At 55.3% G+C, this 20469-nt stretch carries 24 protein-coding genes and 1 pseudogene; 20 read left to right on the top strand and 5 right to left on the bottom strand.

The window, feature by feature from the left end:
- From ADICEAN_RS14325 to ADICEAN_RS14315, 3 genes and pseudogenes are all read left to right on the top strand, one after another.
- On the top strand, positions 1-294 hold a 294-nt coding region (locus tag ADICEAN_RS14325; RefSeq protein ID WP_009196344.1), incomplete at its 5' end, for an NAD(P)(+) transhydrogenase (Re/Si-specific) subunit beta.
- A gap of 82 nt (positions 295-376) precedes the next feature.
- Positions 377-861 (top strand): annotated as a pseudogene (locus ADICEAN_RS23915) (GNAT family N-acetyltransferase).
- Between the two features lie 199 nt (positions 862-1060).
- Positions 1061-1303 (top strand): hypothetical protein, encoded by a 243-nt coding sequence (locus ADICEAN_RS14315; RefSeq protein ID WP_009196342.1) that lies wholly within the window; start codon positions 1061-1063, stop codon positions 1301-1303.
- Positions 1304-1361: 58 nt separating this feature from the next.
- On the opposite strand, the gene ADICEAN_RS14310 is transcribed toward ADICEAN_RS14315, so the two are convergent.
- The gene (locus ADICEAN_RS14310) at positions 1362-3101 is read right to left on the bottom strand and encodes an ABC transporter ATP-binding protein (protein ID WP_009196341.1); all 1740 of its coding nucleotides are present in this window, start codon (positions 3099-3101) and stop codon (positions 1362-1364) included.
- A 272-nt stretch (positions 3102-3373) separates the two neighbouring features.
- On the opposite strand from ADICEAN_RS14310, the gene ADICEAN_RS22715 reads away from it, so the two are divergent.
- The 3 genes from ADICEAN_RS22715 (at position 3374) to ADICEAN_RS14300 (ending at position 4725) form a co-directional block, all read left to right on the top strand.
- A complete protein-coding gene (locus ADICEAN_RS22715; protein ID WP_009196340.1) occupies positions 3374-3577 on the top strand; it encodes a hypothetical protein in 204 nt (67 codons plus the stop codon).
- Positions 3550-3825, top strand: a complete 276-nt coding sequence (locus ADICEAN_RS14305; protein WP_009196339.1) for a hypothetical protein — start codon at positions 3550-3552, stop codon at positions 3823-3825. The genes ADICEAN_RS22715 and ADICEAN_RS14305 overlap by 28 nt, the downstream gene beginning before the upstream one ends.
- Positions 3826-3921: 96 nt before the next feature.
- Positions 3922-4725 (top strand): hypothetical protein, encoded by an 804-nt coding sequence (locus ADICEAN_RS14300; protein ID WP_009196338.1) that lies wholly within the window; start codon positions 3922-3924, stop codon positions 4723-4725.
- Positions 4726-4736: 11 nt separating this feature from the next.
- Here the strand turns inward: ADICEAN_RS14300 and ADICEAN_RS14295 are convergent, their stop codons facing one another.
- Positions 4737-5513 carry an MBL fold metallo-hydrolase gene (locus ADICEAN_RS14295; protein WP_009196337.1) on the bottom strand — a complete coding sequence of 259 codons (777 nt, stop codon included), beginning with the start codon at positions 5511-5513 and terminating at the stop codon, positions 4737-4739.
- A gap of 260 nt (positions 5514-5773) precedes the next feature.
- Here ADICEAN_RS14295 and ADICEAN_RS14290 point away from each other — a divergent pair, with 260 nt between their 5' ends.
- From ADICEAN_RS14290 to ADICEAN_RS23740, 7 genes are all read left to right on the top strand, one after another.
- On the top strand, positions 5774-6169 hold the full coding sequence (locus tag ADICEAN_RS14290; RefSeq protein ID WP_040397364.1) for a RidA family protein: 396 nt from the start codon (positions 5774-5776) through the stop codon (positions 6167-6169).
- Positions 6170-6181: 12 nt separating this feature from the next.
- The gene (locus ADICEAN_RS23580; RefSeq protein WP_009196335.1) at positions 6182-6859 is read left to right on the top strand and encodes an aldo/keto reductase; all 678 of its coding nucleotides are present in this window, start codon (positions 6182-6184) and stop codon (positions 6857-6859) included.
- Positions 6747-7085 carry an aldo/keto reductase gene (locus ADICEAN_RS23575; protein ID WP_262486191.1) on the top strand — a complete coding sequence of 113 codons (339 nt, stop codon included), beginning with the start codon at positions 6747-6749 and terminating at the stop codon, positions 7083-7085. Before ADICEAN_RS23580 ends, ADICEAN_RS23575 begins: the two co-directional genes overlap by 113 nt.
- Before the next feature lie 293 nt (positions 7086-7378).
- Entirely contained in the window at positions 7379-8152 is a 774-nt protein-coding gene (locus ADICEAN_RS14280) for a hypothetical protein (protein WP_009196333.1), read from the top strand.
- A gap of 149 nt (positions 8153-8301) precedes the next feature.
- Positions 8302-8757, top strand: coding sequence for a hypothetical protein (locus ADICEAN_RS14275; RefSeq protein ID WP_009196332.1), 456 nt, complete (start codon positions 8302-8304; stop codon positions 8755-8757).
- Between the two features lie 373 nt (positions 8758-9130).
- On the top strand, positions 9131-10156 hold the full coding sequence (locus tag ADICEAN_RS14270) for a ScyD/ScyE family protein (protein ID WP_009196331.1): 1026 nt from the start codon (positions 9131-9133) through the stop codon (positions 10154-10156).
- Positions 10157-10581: 425 nt separating this feature from the next.
- A complete protein-coding gene (locus tag ADICEAN_RS23740; protein WP_009196330.1) occupies positions 10582-12006 on the top strand; it encodes a TlpA family protein disulfide reductase in 1425 nt (474 codons plus the stop codon).
- Between the two features lie 131 nt (positions 12007-12137).
- Here ADICEAN_RS23740 and ADICEAN_RS22705 read toward each other — a convergent pair whose 3' ends face one another.
- Positions 12138-12314, bottom strand: a complete 177-nt coding sequence (locus ADICEAN_RS22705) for a hypothetical protein (protein ID WP_161622712.1) — start codon at positions 12312-12314, stop codon at positions 12138-12140.
- A 31-nt stretch (positions 12315-12345) separates the two neighbouring features.
- Between ADICEAN_RS22705 and ADICEAN_RS14260 the strand changes: the two genes are divergently transcribed.
- Entirely contained in the window at positions 12346-12675 is a 330-nt protein-coding gene (locus ADICEAN_RS14260; protein ID WP_009196328.1) for a hypothetical protein, read from the top strand.
- A 57-nt stretch (positions 12676-12732) separates the two neighbouring features.
- Here ADICEAN_RS14260 and ADICEAN_RS14255 read toward each other — a convergent pair whose 3' ends face one another.
- Together ADICEAN_RS14255 and ADICEAN_RS14250 are read right to left on the bottom strand one after the other, a co-directional pair.
- The gene (locus tag ADICEAN_RS14255) at positions 12733-13566 is read right to left on the bottom strand and encodes an alpha/beta hydrolase (protein ID WP_009196327.1); all 834 of its coding nucleotides are present in this window, start codon (positions 13564-13566) and stop codon (positions 12733-12735) included.
- 67 nt (positions 13567-13633) lie between these two features.
- Positions 13634-15244, bottom strand: coding sequence for an ABC transporter substrate-binding protein (locus ADICEAN_RS14250; RefSeq protein ID WP_236612924.1), 1611 nt, complete (start codon positions 15242-15244; stop codon positions 13634-13636).
- A 168-nt stretch (positions 15245-15412) separates the two neighbouring features.
- On the opposite strand from ADICEAN_RS14250, the gene ADICEAN_RS14245 reads away from it, so the two are divergent.
- The 6 genes from ADICEAN_RS14245 to lepB all read left to right on the top strand — a co-directional run bounded on the left by ADICEAN_RS14245 (position 15413) and on the right by lepB (position 20398).
- Entirely contained in the window at positions 15413-16096 is a 684-nt protein-coding gene (locus ADICEAN_RS14245; protein WP_009196325.1) for a metal-dependent hydrolase, read from the top strand.
- A 15-nt stretch (positions 16097-16111) separates the two neighbouring features.
- Positions 16112-16912 carry a ParA family protein gene (locus ADICEAN_RS14240; protein WP_009196324.1) on the top strand — a complete coding sequence of 267 codons (801 nt, stop codon included), beginning with the start codon at positions 16112-16114 and terminating at the stop codon, positions 16910-16912.
- Positions 16913-16914: 2 nt separating this feature from the next.
- Positions 16915-17856: a ParB/RepB/Spo0J family partition protein gene (locus ADICEAN_RS14235; RefSeq protein ID WP_009196323.1), complete on the top strand. Its 942-nt coding sequence runs from the start codon at positions 16915-16917 to the stop codon at positions 17854-17856.
- 59 nt (positions 17857-17915) lie between these two features.
- The gene (locus tag ADICEAN_RS21390) at positions 17916-18509 is read left to right on the top strand and encodes a DUF5683 domain-containing protein (protein WP_152426443.1); all 594 of its coding nucleotides are present in this window, start codon (positions 17916-17918) and stop codon (positions 18507-18509) included.
- On the top strand, positions 18506-19222 hold the full coding sequence (dapB, locus tag ADICEAN_RS14225; protein WP_009196321.1) for a 4-hydroxy-tetrahydrodipicolinate reductase: 717 nt from the start codon (positions 18506-18508) through the stop codon (positions 19220-19222). The genes ADICEAN_RS21390 and dapB overlap by 4 nt, the downstream gene beginning before the upstream one ends.
- 63 nt (positions 19223-19285) lie before the next feature.
- Positions 19286-20398 carry a signal peptidase I gene (lepB, locus tag ADICEAN_RS14220; protein WP_009196320.1) on the top strand — a complete coding sequence of 371 codons (1113 nt, stop codon included), beginning with the start codon at positions 19286-19288 and terminating at the stop codon, positions 20396-20398.
- Positions 20399-20469: the final 71 nt, after the last annotated feature.

Here is a 20469-nt window from a genome sequence, read left to right as displayed (position 1 = left end):
ATGGAAAGCATCAACGATGAGTTTGCCAATACCGACATTGCCCTGATCATTGGCGCCAACGACGTGGTAAACCCTGCCGCCCGCAGCAATCCCCAGAGCCCCATCTACGGCATGCCCATCCTCAATGCCGATAAGGCCCGCACGGTAATTGTTTGCAAGCGCTCCATGAACGCTGGCTATGCAGGCATCGAGAACGAGCTCTTCGGCTATCCCAACTGCCTGATGCTCTTTGGCGATGCCAAAGCCTCCATGACCAAGGTGGTGAGTGAATTAAAAGAACTGGCCCCGGCCTGATCGGGACCTGCCGCATTAGCAAAGCCGCCCCCTTACGGGCGGCTTTTTTTGATGTAGCCTGTTCCTGCACTATCTTGCCTGCATGGCACCTCCCGGCACTTCTGCCCCTTTGTACCCCTATGTGTTCAGCTCGGACCGGCTGGGCTTCCGCCCCTGGCAGCCCGCAGATCTGGAGCCGCTGCATGTCCTTAATTCCAACCCCGAGGTGATGGCCCATTTTCCTGGCCTGCCCTCCAAAAGCGAAAGCAGGGCCTTTATCACCCGCATGCAGCAGCTCTATACCCGCAGGGGGTTCTGCTACTTTGCGGTAGAAACCTTAGCACAGGGAGAGTTTATCGGATTTATTGGCCTGGCCGAGCAGACCTTTACTGCCCCCTTTACCCCTGTATTGACCTTGGCTGGCGGCTCAAACGCAGTGCCTGGAACAGGGGCTACGCCACAGAAGGAGCCCGGGCCTGCCTGCAGTGGGCCTTTGAAGAGCTGAATCTGCCCAGGGTATATGCGCTTGCTCCGGAAGCCAACCACCGATCTATTGCCGTAATGCAACGCTGGGCATGCAGCAGGTGAAGCAATTTCAGCACCCAAACCTCCTCAACTATCCGCATCTGCAGCCATGCGTCTTGTATGTACAACTGAACCCTTTACCCCCCACATCCTGAATCGCTACTGATACGCTGTCCTGTTGATACGCTTTCCTGTAGCCCAACTTTCTCCCCCTTTTTCCGTCCATAGAGCAAGCCTTTCTTGTAAGGCGACCCCTATTGATATGATACAACGAGAAGTAAACGATCAGGAAAATACCCGCTGGACCTGTGTGCAGGCCTACAGCGGCCCGGGCAGCGAAGATCTGGAAGAAGGCGATGCCGCCAAAGACCACAATGGCCATGTAGCCGTAGTCTGCACCCCCAGCGGCGGTGCCCAAACAGTGCGCCTGCAGCTGCCTGCCAACTGGCAGGAGACCCTCTCTGATGAGCAGCTGCTGAAGAAAATTCTACAGGAGCCGCAGTAGGCAGTTCATGGCCACATCCCCTTCTACAAAAGGGATCTTGCGGCTGCGGAAAAGGGGCTTAGCGCTCGCCGATCTGCTGCCGCCACATGGCGTAGTAGAGTCCTCCCCGGGCCACCAGTTCCTCATGCGCGCCTGTTTCCACAATCTTGCCCCGCTCCAGCACAAAAATGGTATCGGCATGCAGGATGGTGGAGAGGCGGTGAGCGATCAGGATGGTGATGCGCTCGCCGGAGAGCGATAGCTGCTTTACGGTTTCGGTGATCTCCTCTTCAGTAAGCGAGTCAAGGGCCGAGGTGGCTTCATCAAAGATGAGCAGTTGGGGGTTGCGGATCAGGGAACGGGCAATGGAAATGCGCTGCTTTTCACCCCCGGAGAGCTTCATGCCCCCCTCGCCAATGTGCGTGTCCAGCCCCTTGTCCGAGCGCTTCAGAATACCCTCCGCCGAAGCCTGCTCCAGCGCCTGCTGCATGTCGGCATCGGTGGCATCGGGCTTAACAAAGAGCAGGTTATCCCGCAGGCTGCCCGAAAACAGGTTGGTATCCTGGGTTACAAAGCCAAACTGCCGCCTAAGGGGGTTCATGCGAATTTCCCGGGCAGGCACCCCATTGTACAAAATGCTGCCGCTCAGGGGGGTGTACAAGCCTACCAGCAGCTTTACCAGCGTAGATTTGCCCGAGCCCGAGGGGCCCACAAACGCCAGCGTTTGACCGCTGCGGGCAGTAAAGCTGATGCCATCCAGCGCATTATAGCCTGCCCCCTTGTGCCGAAACACCACCTCCTTAAACTGCAGCTGCTGCAGGGGGCCAATTTCGGTGGGCTCCTCGGGTCGTTTCTCAATGGGCTTCTGCATGAGCGCATCAAAGGTACGCAGGCTGGCATCGGCTTCCCGGTAGTGGAGAATGATGTTGCCCATGTCCTGCAGGGGGACAAAAATGGCTGCTGTAATAAACTGCATGGCAATAAGCTCGCCCGGGCTTAGTACCTGCCGGAAGATAAGCCAGAGCAGAATAAAGAGAATGGATTGTTTGAGCAGGCCCAGGGCCGTACCCTGCAGAAAGGAAAGCGTACGCACCCGGCGCACCTTTTGCATCTCCAGCTCAAAAATTGCTTCGGTATGGGCCCGAAGCCGGCGAATCTCCTGAAAGGTAAGGCCCAGGCTTTTCACCAGCTCAATGTTGCGCAGCGATTCGGTGATCACTCCCGACATCTTATAGGTTTCCCGGTTGATGGAGCGCTGCAGCCCCTTGATATGCCGGCTCAGCAGGCCTGTACCCCCGCCCAGCACCAGAATACCGATTACAAAGACCGGCACCAGCGCCCAATGGGTTGTAATGGCATACCAGACCAGAAAGCCAATGCCCACCAGGGAGGAAAACAGAATGTTGATAAAGGAATTGATAAAACGCTCGGTATCGGTACGCACCTTTTGCAGAATGGAAAGGGTTTCGCCGCTGCGCTGGTCGGCAAACTCCTGATAGGAGAGCCGCAGCGTTTGCCGAATGCCATCGTTGAAGATCTGCATGCCAAAGCGCTGCACCACCAGCCGTACCACATACTCCTGAAATGCCTTGGCTGCCCGCGCCAGCAGCGCCACCCCTACAGCCAGCAGCAGCAGCCAGAGCGCCCCCTCTACCAGCTCCTCATCAGGCACCTGGCCCACTCGCATGGCGTACTCATCCACGATCTTCCCGAAGATAAGGGGGTCTACCAGGGTAAGCAGCTGGGCAATGCCTGCCAGCAGCAGCGAGAGCAGCACCAGCCAGCGATGGGGTTTCAGGTAATTCCAAAGTAGGATCATGCAGAGGTAAGCTTCCAGGCCGCAGCACCTGGCTGCCGCCTAAGTACCTACCCCGCAAGCAAGCAAAATGTTGGCAATGGAGCCCGGGCTGGCATCAACTTTTGCACATTTGCCAGATGGAATAGCGCTGGCCGGAAGCAGACTCTCCCTTTTTTGCAGAATTTCTTACACCCAGCCGTTTTCTGCGCCGGAAAACAGTACTTTTTCAGCAGCTTTCCTCTGTAAAGAGAGGGCTACTCCGCCTTACTGGCGCTTCCTAACTTATTTGAGCCATGCACCTCCGATCGTTCCTCCTCTCGCTCCCCCTGCTGCTCCTGCTATGCCTGAGCCTGCCCGCAGATGCCCTTGCCCAGGGCAAAGCCGGCGGACCACCCCCCTGGGCCCCTGCCCATGGCTACCGGGCCAAACCCGGCACGTATACTTTCCACAGCACAACTTCTATTTTGATGTGCAGAAGGGACTTTATATCTATCTGAATGGCGGACAGTGGCAGATGGGAGTAAAGCTGCCTTCGCTCTATGCCAGGCTGGATCTGAGAAGCGCTACCAAGGTAGAGCTGGACCTGAACAATGACCACCCCTATAAATTCAATGCCGATCACAAGGCAAAGTACAAGGCCAAGCCCCCCGGCCAGCAGCAAAAAGCACCTGCTAAAGCCGGCCCCGCAGGCCATGGGCCCGGCAAGGGCAAGGGGAATGGAGGCGGCAACGGAAAGAAAAACTAAGCGTTGATCCTGCCATTGGGAGCATCTGCAACCCCTCTTTTTCGGAGGAGCCACAAGGGGTCTTTCCCCAGCCGTACGAGCAGCCGCACAAAAAGCGTGTTGCTGGCCCTGCTGCTCCCTCTCTGGCCGGCGGCCGCTCCGGCTCAGCAGAAGAAAGGGCCCGCCTTTGATCAGGAAGCCTTTGCCGAAAAGCTGGTCCTGGCCGACTGGCTGCTGCAGTACGATGCCATGGCCTGGCAAAGTGCCGACAGCATTCGCCAACTACCCCCACAGCAGCAGGACCGCCTGGGCAACGAATGGTTTTGCTACCAGACCGCCGACGGAAGCTGGCAGGCCGTATACGGCCGCTACAGCCCGCAGGGGTATGAATTGATAGCCCACTACCGCAAAGGGGGGAACGGAAGTATCCTGCGCAGCACCTTAGCCCCCGATACGGCCTTTCTCAATGCCCACGGCCGAGCCCTGCAAACGGCCAGCCGGGAGCTGCAGGGGCTTAAGGCCTCCATCAACATCCGCTTTAACCACTACATTCGCCAGCAGCCCGATGGCCGCTTTACCGTCTGGATCTTTCCGGCCTTCCAGCCCAATGGGCTGGCGGTGTATGGGGGTGAGTACTGCTATACGCTGGATGCCGGCGGCCGCCACATTCTGCAGGACCACAGCTACTCCCAGGGCCTGTTCAGGGCCTTTAAGATCGGCGAACATGATGAGGCCCGCCTGGATTACAGCGAGCTGCTGCAGCCCAGCCTGGGCACCGTATTTTTTGCCCGCTACTACAACAAATTCTTCAGCAGCATCTGCATCGAAAATGCCCGCTTCACCAGCACCGCCCGGCGTCTGCCCGACAATAGCCTGCACTGGAGCCATACGCCAAAGGCAAAGCCAACGAAAAGAAAATAGTCCCCTACCCCTTATTGCTGCGGATACCACTGGCGCAGCCGCACCTCAATGGAGGGGTCTTTGGCCACCAGCTGCTTAAAGTTCTCCACATTGCTAAAGGTGCCGCCACCCCCCCGGTAATGGTAGGGATATACCACGCGGGGTTTAAAGGCCAGCACCCCTTCGGCGGCCTGCTCCACATCCATGGTATAGGGCAGGTTCATGCACACAAAGGCTACATCAATGTTGGTCAGCAGGCGCATTTCGGGTATGGCCTCCGTATCGCCGGAAATGTACAGGCGCCGCTTGCCAATGGTCAGTACATAGCCATTGCCCCGGCCCTTGGGGTGGCGGGAATCGGCCGTTTCGGGCAGGTTGTACATGGGCATGGCCCGCACCGCCAGCTGCTGCCAGGCCTGCTCCTCGCCATTGGCAAGGGTGATCTTTCCTTTGAAGGTAAGCTCCCCCAGTTTTTCCATCACTGCCAGGGGGGCTATCAGATCGGCCCGGCTCAGGTCAAGGCCCTGAAGGGTCTCGGGGTGCAGGTGGTCGCCATGGATATCGGTAATGAGCACCAAGTCGGGCGCCGGAAAGGCCTTATACAGCGCAGCACCCCCATAGGGATCTACAAAAATGGTTTTGCCCTCCCACTGCAGCACCAGGCTGCCGTGCAGCACAGGATGGATGTAAACAGCCCCCTGCTCGGTCTGCAGCACATCGGCCTGCGCACCTACAGCTGCGCCTGCGGTAGACTGGGCCCATACGGGCACCCCCAGCAACACCAGAAAAAGAAATGAAAGTAGGTTCATAGCCTTGGGTTTTAAAGAATACCACGCCCAGGGGGGGGACTTATGTTAGAGGATAAAAATGAAGACGTTTAGCGGAAGCTACAGCTTATAGCCAATTTGCGCAAGCCCTGCCTCCATAAGTTGCAGGCCTGTAGAAACATTGGCTGCCGGGGCTGCCTGCCCCTTCCACAGCCGGGCAGAACTTTTGGGTGTTTGCCTGCTCCGGTGCCTGCAACTATCCTCCTAATTTTGTAATATGGCCCCTCATGAATCCCCACGCTATGCACTCCCCTACCCGCTCCTTTTCCGGATCTCCCTGGGAATCCATCTTTGGCTACTGCCGGGCCATTCGCATTGGCAATCAGATTGAGGTATCCGGCACCACGGCCGTAGATGAAGAAGGGCAGCTGGTGGGCGAGGGCGATGTGTATGCCCAAAGCCGCTACATCATTCAAAAAGCCCAAAAAGCCCTGCAGGCGCTGGGGGCCGATCTGCCGCAGGTAGTACGCACCCGCACCTATGTAACGGATATTGGCCGATGGCAGGAGGTAGCCCGGGCCCATGGCGAAGCCTTTGGGCAAAACCCTCCTGCCGCTACCATGGTTGAGGTAGCAAAGCTCATTGCCCCGCAGCTGCTGGTAGAGATGGAATTCACTGCGGTGCTGCCCCACGAATAATACGTATATACAATGCTGTCTACACCCCCTCCCAGCCCCTCATTTCCCTTTTCTCCGATAGCCCTGGGCCTTTGGCGGCTTCAGGAGTGGAACATGGACCTGCCCCAGCTGCAGGCGTATATAGAAGAAGCCCTGACCCTGGGTGTCACCACCTTTGATCATGCCGATATTTATGGCGATTACAGCTGCGAGGCCCTTTTTGGACGGCTGCTAAAGGAGCAGCCTCAGCTGCGGCAACACATGCAGCTGGTGAGCAAATGCGGTATTATGCTGCTGTCGGGCAAGTACCCCCACCGGCGGGTAAAGCATTACGATACCAGCTACGGGCACATCACCGGCAGTGTGGAGCAATCGCTGCGCTGCCTGCAGACCGACTACCTGGACCTGCTGCTGATACACCGGCCCGACCCCCTGATGGACCCCGCCGAAGTAGCCCGGGCCTTTGCCGATCTGCAGCAGGCCGGCAAGGTACGTTCTTTTGGCGTCTCAAACTTTAGCCCCCGGCAGTACCAGATGCTCAAACCGTCACATGGGCGGGCAGCTGGTGACCAACCAGGTAGAGCTCTCCCCTTTTTGCCTGGACCATCAGAATGGCAATATGGACTACTTTCTGCAGGAGGGCATCCGGCCCATGGCCTGGTCGCCCCTGGGCGGAGGCCGGCTTATGCAGGCCCAGGAGGGCGGCTTTAGCCGGCTGCAGCTTACCCTGGCCGACATCGCCCGGGAGCTGGACGTAGATGGGATTGACCTGGTGGCCTTTGCCTGGATTCTGCGCCACCCCAGCCGACCGGTGCCCATTGTAGGCTCCGGCAAGGTAGAGCGGCTGCGCCGGGCAGTAGCCTCGCTGCAGTTACAGCTAAGCCGGGAGCAGTGGTTTGCCATTTTAGAAGCAGCCCAGGGCCATGAAGTAGCCTGATAAGACAGCGCCGGCCAGCGCGCCCCGGCCAGAATGTCTTGTTGCTCCTTTTTTTAATTTTTCTGCTTTGCAAATGGTTTAGCCGTGCGTATCTGCCTATCCCTTTATTGCGGCACACATTGGGGTAACAGGCTGTCTATCGCCCAAAAGAATTATGCCTGAGTGGCATTTTTTAGCCTGATGCCGCATCAAAAGTCAGGGACATCTATTGTACTTTTCCGAACATCTTTGGTATGTGGCCGTTAGATACGGTGGAATCAACCTAAATTTTTTCACCAAAAACAGTATGTACCATGGCAGAGATTAGAGTAGACCGAAAAGACGAGAACCGCAACCCGATATGGCCCTGGATCCTGGGCGCATTAGTGCTGATAGGATTGATCTGGGGTGTATCTGAGCTGCTGGACCGCGATGACGATGACGACCGCATGGCCACCCGTACTGAAACCACCGACCGGGGACTTGCTTATGAAAATGAAGAAGAGCGGGTACGCAACAATGCCGTAACCGGGTATGAGGCCCAGGGCCCAGTAAGCGATTACCTGCTGTTTGTAGACCGTAATGATGATGATGCTGACCTGGACCGTACCAATGTGAGCGACCGCCCTGCCGATGGCACAGCGGGTACCGCTGCCACTACTGAAATGGGTCTTGAGCATGAGTATACCAGCGAGGGTATTCGCAAGCTAAGTGCAGCGCTAACAGCCCTGGCTGCTTCTTCTACAGATGCAGACATTCAGCAAAAGCGTACTGCCTTTCAGCAAAATGCTGATAAGATCCAGCAGGACCCTATGTCACTGCAGCATGCCAATACCATCCGTACCACCTTTACCCAGGCTGCTGATCTGATGGCCACCATCAAGGATAGAAGCTATCCGGACAGCGATGCCGATGTAGACGAGGTACGGGAAGCTGCCGAAGCCATAGATGTGAACGAGCAGACCCTTGAGCAAAAAGACGAGGTGCGGGAGTTCTTCAGAAAATCCGGAGAAGCCATTCAGGCAATGGATGAGCAGCGTGTACGCAATACCAACACCAATAACCAGTCCATGCAGCAAAACAACTAGTTGGCCTGCATGAGCTAGCCCCCTGGAGCGTGTTGCACTATACCCGCACACTAGCCTCCTGGGGTTGCATATGAACAGAGAGCGCCGCATCTTAGATGCCGGCGCTCTTTTTGTTGTGCCCCCTGTCTCCTTATTTTGCAAAACGGCTTATGACCACAACTCTTAAACAAACCCTCCATGCCCTGTGCCTGCAGCAGGTGCAGCAACGCATTGATACCGCCCGGCTTGCCATGGAGCATGCCCAGGCAGCTGCCAATCAGGAGGGCAAGAGCAGCGCCGGCGATAAATACGAAACGGGCCGGGCCATGATGCAGCTGGAGCGAGACCAGCACGCCCGCTCCCTGGCAGAGGCCCAAAAGCTCCGGCAGGCGCTGGAGGCCATTGTACCCACCCGCCAGAGCAAACAGGTACAGCCGGGCAGCCTGGTACGCACCAGCGGCGGCAATTTCTACCTTGCCGTATCACTGGGCAGGCTGGTAGTCCAGGGCACCGATTATATGGCTATCTCCCCCATTACCCCCATGGGCGCCCTGCTGATGGGGAAAGGGGCGGGCGACCATTTCGTTTTCAATCAGAGAAAAGTAGTGGTGCTGGAGGTACTTTAACTTCTTCAGGGCTAAAGAGTAGCTGCAAACATGCGCATCTGGAATGTTGGGATTATTAGATGAATTATTTGATTTATTTCTTTTATTCCTGGCTAAAATTCATGTATCTTCGGTTGGTAAAGGCGCATATTTTTTCGTCATGGGCCCAAGAGCAACTACCCTTCCGGACATTTCGCCACACGGTTCTGCTTTGCCGACAGCTGTCCCCTGCTTTCAGGTCCTGTTATGTTTACAGGCATGCAGCTCTGCAGACCCTCCATCCTCCTACATCCTCCTATCAACTGTTTTACTGCTGCCTGTGACATGAGCGAAGCAGAACCTGTAAACTCACCCCCTTCTATACTATTTTTTTATCCCATAACCTCCATTTTTTATGCTTAAAAACACCCTTACCCCCCTGCTGCTGGCGCTCCTGGTAGGAGCTACCGGCTGCCATCGCCTCTCTGATTATGTAGATGAGGTGGAACCCACCAAACCCAATACCAAACTGTATGCCAGCGGGCTAGCCTATCCCCTGGGCCTGGAGATGGGCGATAACAACCGCCTTTGGGTAACCGAAAACGGCACCGGCCAAAATGACGGCCAGGTGTCCATGATCATGCCCAGCGGCAAGGTGTACCCGGCCATTGTTGGGTTTCCTACCTTTATCAATCCCGAGGGGCTTCCCGGCGGCCTCAACCACATGGCCTATCGAGATGGCATCCTCTACATCCTCAACGACCTCTCCGGCAGGCTGTACATGGCCGATGTATCGCGCTTTAAACCCGGCGACAGCCCCGTGCAGGCCAGCAGTTTGCCCAGCCAGGAGATCCGGTCATTTATCCTGGAGTATGATTTTGGCCCCGAAGACACCAACGAAACCAACATCTACAACCTGGCCTTTGGCCCCGAGGGCGATCTGTACATTGTAGCGGCAGCCGCCAATGCCATTATCCGGCGAGATGCGCAAACAGGGGAGCTGAGCGTATTTGCGCATTTTGCGGACATTCCAAATCCAACCCCTATCGGTCCTCCTATGATTGATGTGGTGCCTACTGCCATTGTGTGGGATGGTGATCGCTTTCTGGTCAGCTCGCTTATTGGTTTTCCATTTCCAGTAGGCGCCTCAAACATTTATGCACTGGATACTCAGGGCAACATCTCCATCTATCAGGAGGGTTTTACCAGCCTGGTAGACATAGCCCTTGGACCAAACGAGCAGCCCTTTGTGCTCCAGTACAGCGAGTTTGGCTTGCCCATGGGATTTAAACCCGACATGGGCCGCATTATAATGGCCTCGGGCTCCGGCAAAACCGTCCTGAAAGACCACCTGAATTACCCTACGGCCCTGGTGCTGGATGGCCGCAAGGCCTATGTCACCAGCCTGGAGGATGGTACGGTAACGCGGATTATCTGGTAGGCAGTAGAGCTCACCAGCCGAAAGGGAAGCTAAGTCTTCCCTTTTTTGTGCACCTACGTGTCTTCATCCGGGAGATGGCCGCACCAACTACACCAATACGCCTACAGATCCCCTACCCTGTCAGGATCAGGATATATCAGGCTTCCCCTTCCCTACTGGTGGTTACCATCCCTGCGCAGAGCTCACCCATAATCCTCCAGTAGAACTGGCACCCCTGATTTTCAGAATCTTTACCAGCTTAACACTAGTTAATTTTCACTCACCATTCATGCAATTAATCCAAAATGTCCTTATATTAATCGCATTATCGGGATAGCTGCCCTGTACTGCCCCCTACATCTGTGTATAGGAGGCGGGCCTTTCCCAAAACTGACCAGCGCCATTTTAGGAACTGTTTACTAAGCCCACCTTCTAATTTTTTACAATTGAAGAAGCTATTAGTTTTTCTCCTGCTCTTTAGCACCACATCGCTACTGGCTGCCCCCATCTCTATTTCAGGGCATATCCGCAACCCCCGCACCCAGGTAATTCAGCTAAAGCTAATTACCCAGTACCTGGCCTATGACCCCATACTCCTGAAGGACACACTGGATGCTGCCGGGCGCTTTTCGTTTATGTTTGAGGCAGATCAGCCCATGGAAGCGCTTATCAGCTACTACAAGGGGTGGGATAGGCTTTACCTGAGCCCGGGCGATACGCTGAAACTGGAGTATGATACAGAAACAGGCTTTACCTGCCCCCTCTATTCCGGCAGCGGAGCCGCTGAAAATGCCTTTCTTTACGCCTTTGATGATGGGTATGACACCTATGGTACTTTTAAAATCGAAGAAAAGATGCAGGAGCTGGAGGCAGACAGCTTTCTGCAGTACGTTGAAGAAAAGCGGGCCAGGCAACTTGCCTTTCTGGAAGAATTTCATCAAAAAACGCCCCTCAGTGAAGCCTTCCGGCAATTTTTTCAAAACGATTTGCTCTATACCGACGCAGAGTACCTGCTTCAGTATATCACCAACAGGACCGAAGCGACAGGACAGCCCTACAGTCCGCCTCCGGCCTATACGGCATTTCTACACTCCCTATCCATACAAAATGAAGAAGCCCTTGCAATAGGCTTCGGCTATTACATTTTCATCACCACTTATGGTAAATGGAAGGCAACTACTGAGGCAGGCATTCAAGAAGAAACCCCAGGGGCTGCCTCATATCCTAAACAAAACTTCCAGTACCTGAAAAAGCTGTATACCGGCAAGACACTGGAAATGGCCTTGGCCGACCTGCTTGTAGAAGCATTACGCAAGTCCGATGCCGAGGCATTGCAGCTAGAGATCGATGAATTCAGGACCATGAGCACCACCCCTGCCTACAGTGCCGCGGTGGAGAAAGAGCTCAACAAAGCCCTTTTACTCTCTCCAGGCAAGCTGGCACCTGATTTCACCCTCACAAGCCTGGAAGGCAAGCCCGTATCCTTGAGCCACTTTCGAGGAAAAGTGGTGTACATAGACTTTTGGGCAAGCTGGTGCGGTCCCTGCCTGAAAGAAGCCCCTTACGCCAAAAAGCTTATGGAGCAGTTTGCCGATAAAGATGTGGTGTTCCTCAACATTTCGCTGGATGCAAACGAAAATGCCTGGCGATCAATGATCCATAAAAAAGAGATGAAGGGGGTACACGTACTGGCAGGCGGACTGCGAACAGAGGTTCCGGATCTTTATAATGTAATGGCGCTGCCCGACTACTGGCTGATAGGACGGGACGGAACCATCATTAGTAAAAACCCAAATAGGCCCAGCAGCGAACAGAAGTTAGTGGAAGAGTTGGAAGCCGCTCTTGCCTCTACCGGGATGCAGAAACCCTAGAAAGGGAAAAGGACGCTAATCCATCAAGATCTGTATAGTAAGCCAAAAACCTTCAGGAATATAGATCTCCCGGAGGTTTTTGGCATTTTATGTTCTTTAAGTACAGTCAGTTACCCTAACAGCTTAACATATCAGTGCGAAGGGCGGGATGCACCGGCTTTCGGCTCCTGCTTGCTCACTTCGGCCTCTACTTTTTCAATGTTGGCAGCGTCCAGCAGTTTACCGGGCTCTATGGACTTATACTGGGTCCACTGGCTCTGGCGCTCCTTGGCCTGATTGAGCCACTGCGGAATCACCTGGCTGATCAACTGTCTCTTTATCGTACGCGATTCCACCCAGGTGATTCCGCATGAAACCTATTCAGCAGAGCTTAACAGCCGCTTTCACATTGCCCTGCTATCGGCCGAGCCCAATACACTGGTGCTGAGCCTGCGCCAGCGGGAGTATGTGGTGATGCAGGCGCTGGTGTTTCCGGGTATGAACCTGCTGTGGGCAGGCTGCATCCTGATGGTGCAGGGCTGTTTTGTGGCCATGCGACAGCGCTTTCGCCAAAAGAAATCGGACCTTCATTTTACAGCGCAACCCTCGGCACCCCCTGCCCCTCCGGCCAGTCCAGCAACAGTATTGCCCGATGGGCTGGCCACCGATCAGGTAGAGGAAGGGGTATAAGACCTGTGGGTCCAGGAAGGGATAGGTAAAATAAGCAGCAAACCGCCTGTGATATCCTTATTTTTTCAGGCGCCGGTCCATCCAATCCAGTACCTGCTGCAGCACCTCCCGGCCTTCGGGCTCGTTGTGCTGCTCATGCCGCAGATCGGCCCCCTCCAGAAAGGTGGCGCCGGCCGCATGGGCAAAGCGCTGGCTGGCCCTGAAGCTGGTGATGGCATCATCGGTGCCGTGCAGCACCAGCATGGGCAAGCGCGGGGCCGCTCCCCGCAGGGCCTGCCGCCCCGCCTCCTGAATCTGGCAGAACAGCCCGGCCGAAATACGGTCGTGCACCAGGGGGTCCTGCTGGTAGGCCCTGCCCACCTCAGGGTCCCGGCTTAGCCATTCGGGCTTGAGGCGGTTGGCCTGCGAATAGGCCGGAAATACCCGGGCCATCAGCCGGGCCAGGGCCATGAGCGCCGCCGGGGGTGAAAAGGCCAGCTCCAGCCAGGGGGCACTCAGCACCAATCCGCGGATACCGCGTATCAGCTGTGGATTTTGCCTCAGGGCTGCCAGGGCTACAGTGCCGCCCATGCTATGCCCATACACAAACAGGGGGCTGCGGGGCTGGCGCCGCCGGGCTTCTTTCAGCATCACTTCTACATCCTGCAACAACAGCGGATAGTCGGCATGTCCGCGCTGACCTCCGGTCTGGCCATGCCCACGCTGGTCCCATACCAGCAGGCCGTAGCCCTGCTCCTGCAGCCAGCCGGCCAGCTGCTGGTAGCGGCCGGCATGCTCACCCAGGCCGTGCACCAGCACCACCAGGGCTTTAGCAGCCCCCTTTGGCAGATGCAGCCAGGCCCACAGGCGTATGCCTCCGGGACGTTCCAGTTGAAAGGATTCTGTTCTCATGAATGCACAAGCTACAAAAAAAGGCTGACCTTTTGGGCCAGCCTTTTTGGTATGAGGATAAGAGGGATTAGTTCTGAATAACGCCGCCCTGCATGAAGTCAGCTTTTTCCAGGTCCAGAATGTTCATGGCATTGGGCTCCAGGCCCGTTACATTGTTCTGGGTCAGGCGCAGCACCTCGTCGTAGAACAACACCACTACCGGGGCTTCTTCTACGATGATCTCGTCCATTTTGTGGTACAGATCCAGGCGGTTGAAGCCTTCTGACTCAAAACGGGCCTTTACATAGAGGCTATCGTAGTTCCTGTTCTGGAAGTGTGTCTTGTTTGGTCCGGAGGGCGAGAAGTGCTGGCTGTAGAACAGGGCCAGGTAGCTTTCGGCATCGGGATAGTCGGCCAGCCAGGAGCTTCGGAAGAAGTTCACCTTGGAGTTATCGATCAGTTCCTGGTGCGTAGGTGTCATGTTGATCTCAATCTCTACCGGTATGCCTACGGCAGCCCACTGCTTTTGCAGGTACTCCACCATTTGCTTTGATTGTACGGTGGTGTAGAGCTTGATAGTAGGCAGACCCTTGCCACCGGGATAGCCGGCTTCTTTCAGCAGGCTTTCGGCTTTGGCAGGATCGTAGCCATAGCCCTTCACCCCTTTGTCCTTAAAGTACTTGATAGCCGGAGGAATAATGCCGCCGGTGCCAGGGGTACCCAAGTTGTTGTATACATACTTGATCAGCTCCTCGCGGTTAATGGCATAATTCATGGCCTTGCGGAAGCGCTTGTCCAGCACGGGGTGGTTCTTTTCTTTGTAGGTTTTCTCATCCAGCGAGAAACCAATGTACTCGGTGTTCAGGTAAGGTACTTTCTGCACCACAAAGCGGCCTTTGAGCTCATCGCGCACCTCACCGTTTTTGTCCAGCACCAGATCTACCGAAGTGGCCTGTATGCCCGACATAAAGTCAAGCTTGCCCTGTTGGAAGTTCAGCAGCTCCTGGTTGCGGTCCTGGATAAAAGAGACCAGTACGGCATCCAGGTAGGGAAGCGGCTTGCCGTTGCCGTCTTTCTTGAAATAATTTTCATTTTTTACCATCACCAGGCTGTTGCCCTCATCCCAGGTCTTGAGTTTGAAGGGGCCTGTGCCTACGGCATGTTTGCGAAAATCCTTACCCCATTTTTCTACTGCTTCTTTGGGCACAACATACGTATAGGGCATGGTGAAGATTTCCATCAGCGGGGCAAAGGGCTTGTTGAGGCGTAGCACCAGCTTGTAGTCTTCGGTGGCCTCAATCCAGTTATCGGCATAGCCGGTCCCCTGGGCATTCTTGATTACCTTATCGGCAAAGATCCAGGCGCCGGTGCTGGCCGTAGCCGGATCCAGAATGCGCTTAAAAGAGTATACAAAATCGTGGGCCGTTACCTCACGGCCTTTGCCATTGGGAAAGATCTCGCTATCGTGAAAATACACGCCGCGGCGCAGCACAAAGGTATAGGTGGTGCCATCTTCCGATACTTCCCAGCTTTCGGCCAGGTCTTTTTCGGGGTAGAGGTCTTCATTCAGGCGAAAAAGGCCATTGTAAAGGTTGGTAGCGGCCCACACATTGGCCTGGTTACGGGCAAAGGCGGGGTCCAGAGAGCTTAGGCCTTCGGCTTGGTTATACCGAAACACCTTTTTATTCTCCTGCTCCATAGTGGTATCTGCTGCCGTACAACTTACCAACAGCGCTGCCGCGGCCAACAAATACGTACCAAATTGTCTTAGCATAGGGGTTAAGGATATATTAGTGGAAACTTCTATCTTTGTAGACTAAACCGGCGGTAAAGATTGGCCTATTTTTGACTCTAAACAAATAGAAAAATGCAAATAACTTACTGGGGTCATTCCTGCTTTTTAATCGAAAATGGGGGAATAAAGCTTCTTTTTGACCCCTTTATTACACCGAACGACTTAGCCAAAAATATAGACGTTGATGCCATCCGGGCCGATTACATCCTGCTTACCCACGGCCACCAGGACCATGTGGCCGATGTGGAGCGTATCTGGAAAAAGAATAAGAACGCCACGCTTGTGTCCAATTTTGAGGTAGTCAGCTGGTTTCAAAAGCGGGGCATCGACAAGACCCATCCCATGAACCATGGCGGGCGCAAGAAATGGGACTGGGGAAGCGTTAAGATGGTGAATGCCATCCATAGCAGCAGCCTGCCCGACGGCAGCTACGGCGGCAACCCGGCCGGCTTTGTGATAGAATGGGGCGGCACCACCTTTTACGTAGCCGGCGATACAGCCCTTACGCTGGACATGAAACTAATTGCCGAAGAGTTTACCGTAGACTTTGCCATTCTGCCCATAGGCGATAACTTTACCATGGGAATGGAGGATGCGCTACGGGCCGCCGACTTTGTGGGAACAAAAACCATCATCGGCATGCACTACGATACATTTCCTTACATAACCATCAATCACGAGCACGTACATGCGCTTGCAGCCAAGGCCCAAAAAGAGTTAAAATTGCTCCAAATTGGCGAAACTATCACCCTTTGATCCCTTACCACTAGCATGAGCAAAATAATTGCCATAGCCAACCAAAAAGGCGGCGTTGGAAAGACTACCACAGCCATTAACCTGGCGGCCTCCCTGGCTGCGCTGGAGTTTAAAACGCTGGTAGTGGATGCAGACCCACAGGCCAACTCTACCTCGGGCCTGGGCATAGACCCCAAGGAAGTAGAGAACAGCATCTACGAGTGCATGGTTGACCAGGCAAACCCGGATGAGATCATTCTGGAGACCGATATCCAGTACCTGCACCTGATCCCTTCGCATATTGACCTGGTAGGCGCAGAGGTGGAAATGGTAAACCTGGAAAACCGGGAGGAGCAGATGCGCCGGGTACTGGCCCAGGTATCTCCTAACTATGATTTTATCATTATTGACTGCTCGCCCTCACTGGGCCTGATTACGGTTAATGCCCTTACGGCGGCCAATTCGGTGATCATTCCCGTACAGTGTGAGTATTTTGCCCTGGAAGGCCTGGGCAAACTGCTCAATACCATCAAGATCATCCAGGAGCGGCTTAATCCCGAACTGGAAATTGAAGGCATCCTGCTCACCATGTACGATGTGCGCCTGCGCCTGAGCAATATGGTGGTAGAAGATGTGCAGCAACACTTTCAGAAAATGGTGTTCAATACCCTTATCCCCAGAAACATCAAGCTGAGCGAGGCGCCCAGCTTTGGGGTACCGGCCCTCATTCACGATGCCGAGAGCAAAGGCGCTGTCAGCTACCTGAACCTGGCCCGGGAAATATTGGAAAACAACGGCCTGCTCACCCCCAGCCCGGTAGCAGCCGAAGGTAATTAAGCATGAATCAGGAGGAAAATAAACAAGCAGGCAAAAAGAAAGCCCTTGGCCGTGGCCTGGGCGCCCTTTTATCCGACTCTCCCCGTGGTGCCGAAAATGCACTGCGCCGGGCTACAGGGGCTACCCTTGGCTCTGCGGCCGCTCCGGCAAGCAGCATCAACGAGATCCCGCTCAGCCAGATCGAGACCAACCCCTTTCAGCCCCGCACCCGCTTTGATCAGGAGGCGCTGGAAGAGCTGGCCGAAAGCATACGGGTGCAGGGCATTATCCAGCCCATCACCGTACGCCGGCTAAGCGAAAACCAGTACCAGCTCATCTCGGGCGAGCGCCGCTTTCAGGCCTCCAAACTGGCCGGACTGGAGCAGATTCCGGCCTACATCCGCTCGGCCAACGACCAGCAGATGCTGGAAATGGCCCTGATCGAGAACATTCAGCGGGAAAACCTCAACGCCCTGGAAATTGCCCTGAGCTACCAGCGCCTCATTACCGAGTGTGAGTTGAAGCAGGAACAGTTGGGCGATCGTGTGGGCAAAAAACGCACTACGGTAAACAACTACCTGCGCCTGCTCAAACTTCCGCCCGACATTCAGGCCGGCCTGCGCGATAACCTCATCAGCATGGGCCATGCCCGCGCCATCATCAATGTAGAAGACCCCGCCAAACAGCTCTGGATCTACAACCGCTCGCTGCGCGAAGGCCTGTCGGTACGCCAGGTAGAGAAACTGGTGCGCGACCTCACCGGTGAGGCACCGGCCAAAGAAGAGAAAAAAAGCGGCGTAGCCCCTGAAAAGGAACGGGAATACCGCCAGCTGCAAACGCGTCTCTCTTCGCACTTTGGCACCAAGGTAAATGTGCGCACCGACGAGAAGGACAAAGGCGAGATCAAGATCCCCTTTGTGTCTATGGAAGACCTTAACCGCATACTGGAAATTCTGAACATCTGATGCTCAACCGCAGCCAGGCCTTTTGTTTACTTCATAACGCGGGAATTAATTCCCTCATTATGAAGCTGCTGCTGCTGCCGGCCCTGCTGAGCCTGGCCAGTCTGGCAGGGGCCCAGGTGGTGCCGGCCGACAGCCTGGCCCCTGCCAAACCCCTGCTGCAGGCCGATAGCTTTGAAGAAATACAGATGGACCCGGCCGATAGTGCCCGCCTGCCCGACCCGCGCAAGGCGGCCTTTCTCTCGGCCGTATTGCCCGGCATGGGGCAAGCCTACAATGGAGCACTCTGGAAAGTGCCGCTGGTCTATGCAGGAGGCGTTACCTTTGTGTATGCCGTAAACTTCTACAATGCCCGCTACAGCGAAAGTCTGCGCAGCCTCCGGCAAATCCTCTACGACCCTACCATTACCGAAATAAACGGCCGAAACCAGGCCTCTTACCAGCGGCTCACCAACGCTTACCGGCGCCAGCGCGATTATATGATCATTCTGGGCGGCGCCTTTTACGGCCTGCACATTGTAGAAGCCTATGTGGATGCGCACCTGCAGACCTTTGATATGGACGAAGACCTGAGCCTGCGTATCCGCCCTACCCTCATCCCCGACCCCACCGGCACCATGGTAGCAGGGGTGCGCATAACCTATACATTTCCATGAACATTGCCCTGATCGGATACGGCAAAATGGGCCAGGCCATTGAGGCGCTGGCACTGGCTGCCGGCCACAGCATTTCGCACCGCATCGGCATCCACAATACCGATGAGCTGCAGCAGATCAGCAGTGCTACTACCGATGTAGCCATTGAATTTACCCATCCCGAGGCGGCCTATGCCAATGTAATGCACTGCCTGCAGCAGGGGGTGCCCGTAGTATGCGGCACTACCGGCTGGCTGGAGCAAAAAGCCGAGGTAGAAGCCTGGGTGCAGGCCCATGGAGGCGCTTTTTTCTGGGCCTCCAACTTCAGCATAGGGGTAAACCTCTTCTTTCAGGTAAACCAGTACCTGGCCCGCCTGATGGAAAAAGTGCCCGGCTACGAGGTGCAGATCGAGGAGATCCACCACATTCATAAAAAAGACGCCCCCAGCGGCACAGCCATTACCCTGGCCGAAGGCATTCTGCAGGAGCTGAGCCGAAAAAAAGGCTGGGCAAATGAATTAAAGGAAGATCCTGAAACGTTACCTATCATATCAATACGGGAGGCGGAAGTGCCCGGCACCCACAGCATCCGCTGGCAGTCGGCCACCGATCTGCTGGAGCTGAAGCACGAGGCCTTCAGCCGTCAGGGCTTTGCCTCCGGTGCGCTGCAGGTGGCCCAGTGGCTGCCCGGCCGCACCGGCGTGTTTGGTATGGATGATTTTCTATCTTTGTAAACGGCAAAACCGCACCCCCGGGCCTGACCACAGACCCGGCCCCCGAACTCAGTTCACTACCCCATGACGACACAAACCAAAGAAGCGCCCAAAAAGAAGGCCCCCAAGAAGCCCAAGTCCAAATCCAGGGAATGGGTAGACTCCATCGTTTTTGCCGTGGTAGCCGCTACGCTTATCCGCTGGCTCTTTCTGGAGGCCTACACCATCCCTACCGGCTCCATGGAGCGCAGCCTGCTGGTGGGCGACTTTCTGTTTGTGAGCAAAATGCACTACGGTGCCCGCACCCCCAAAACTCCCCTGCAGGTACCCCTTACCCACCAGACCATCTGGGGCACCAACATTCCTTCTTATGTCGACTGGATCCAGCTGCCGCAGTTCAGGCTGCCGGGCTTCAGTGAGGTAGAGCGCAACGATGTGGTGGTGTTTAACTACCCCGGCGAGCTACAGCACCCCCTTGACCTGCGCATGAACTACATCAAGCGCTGCGTGGCGGTACCCGGTGATACGCTGCGCATCAAGGATGCCCAGGTGTATGTGAACAGCCAGCCCTTTGGCAATCCCGAGCAAATGCAGTGGCGCTACCTGGTGAAATTCAATGAGCCAATAACGGCGCGCTTTCTGGAGCGCTACAAGATCAATCAGGAAGATGTAGGCATGGCCGAGGAGGGACTGATCATGCTGCTGCCCGAAGAAGTAGCCGCCGAGATCGGCAAGCTGCCCATTGTGCAGTCCATCCGTAAAGAGGTAGAACCTGCCGGCCAGAAAATGACCCAGATCATGACCGAAGACTACGATGGCCTTAGCTGGAACGTAGACCAGTTTGGACCGCTTGTGATCCCTGCCGAAGGCATGACCATCCCCCTGAGCGAAGAGAACGTTGCCAAGTACTACAACACCATCAAGTACTATGAAGGCCATGATGCCGAAGCCGTTACCCTCAGCGAAGCGGGAAAAATATCGATCAACGGACAGCCCATTGACAGCTATACCTTTCAGCAGGATTACTACTTTATGATGGGCGATAACCGCTACAACTCCCTGGACTCCCGGGCCTGGGGCTTTGTGCCGGCCGATCATGTGGTGGGCAAGGCCCTCTTTATCTGGATGTCGATGGACTACCGCCAGAGCTTCCTGAATAAGATCCGCTGGAACCGCATCTTCACCGGTATTGAATAGAACAAGGCATTGATGGTAGATATAAAACATGAATCATCCCGAATTTTTTTAGTGGGATAATTACTAAAAAA

It is taken from the genome of Cesiribacter andamanensis AMV16 (assembly GCF_000348925.1).
In the GTDB taxonomy this organism is placed as follows: Bacteria; Bacteroidota; Bacteroidia; order Cytophagales; family Cyclobacteriaceae; genus Cesiribacter; species Cesiribacter andamanensis.
This window is presented reverse-complemented; position numbering and strand designations above follow the sequence as displayed.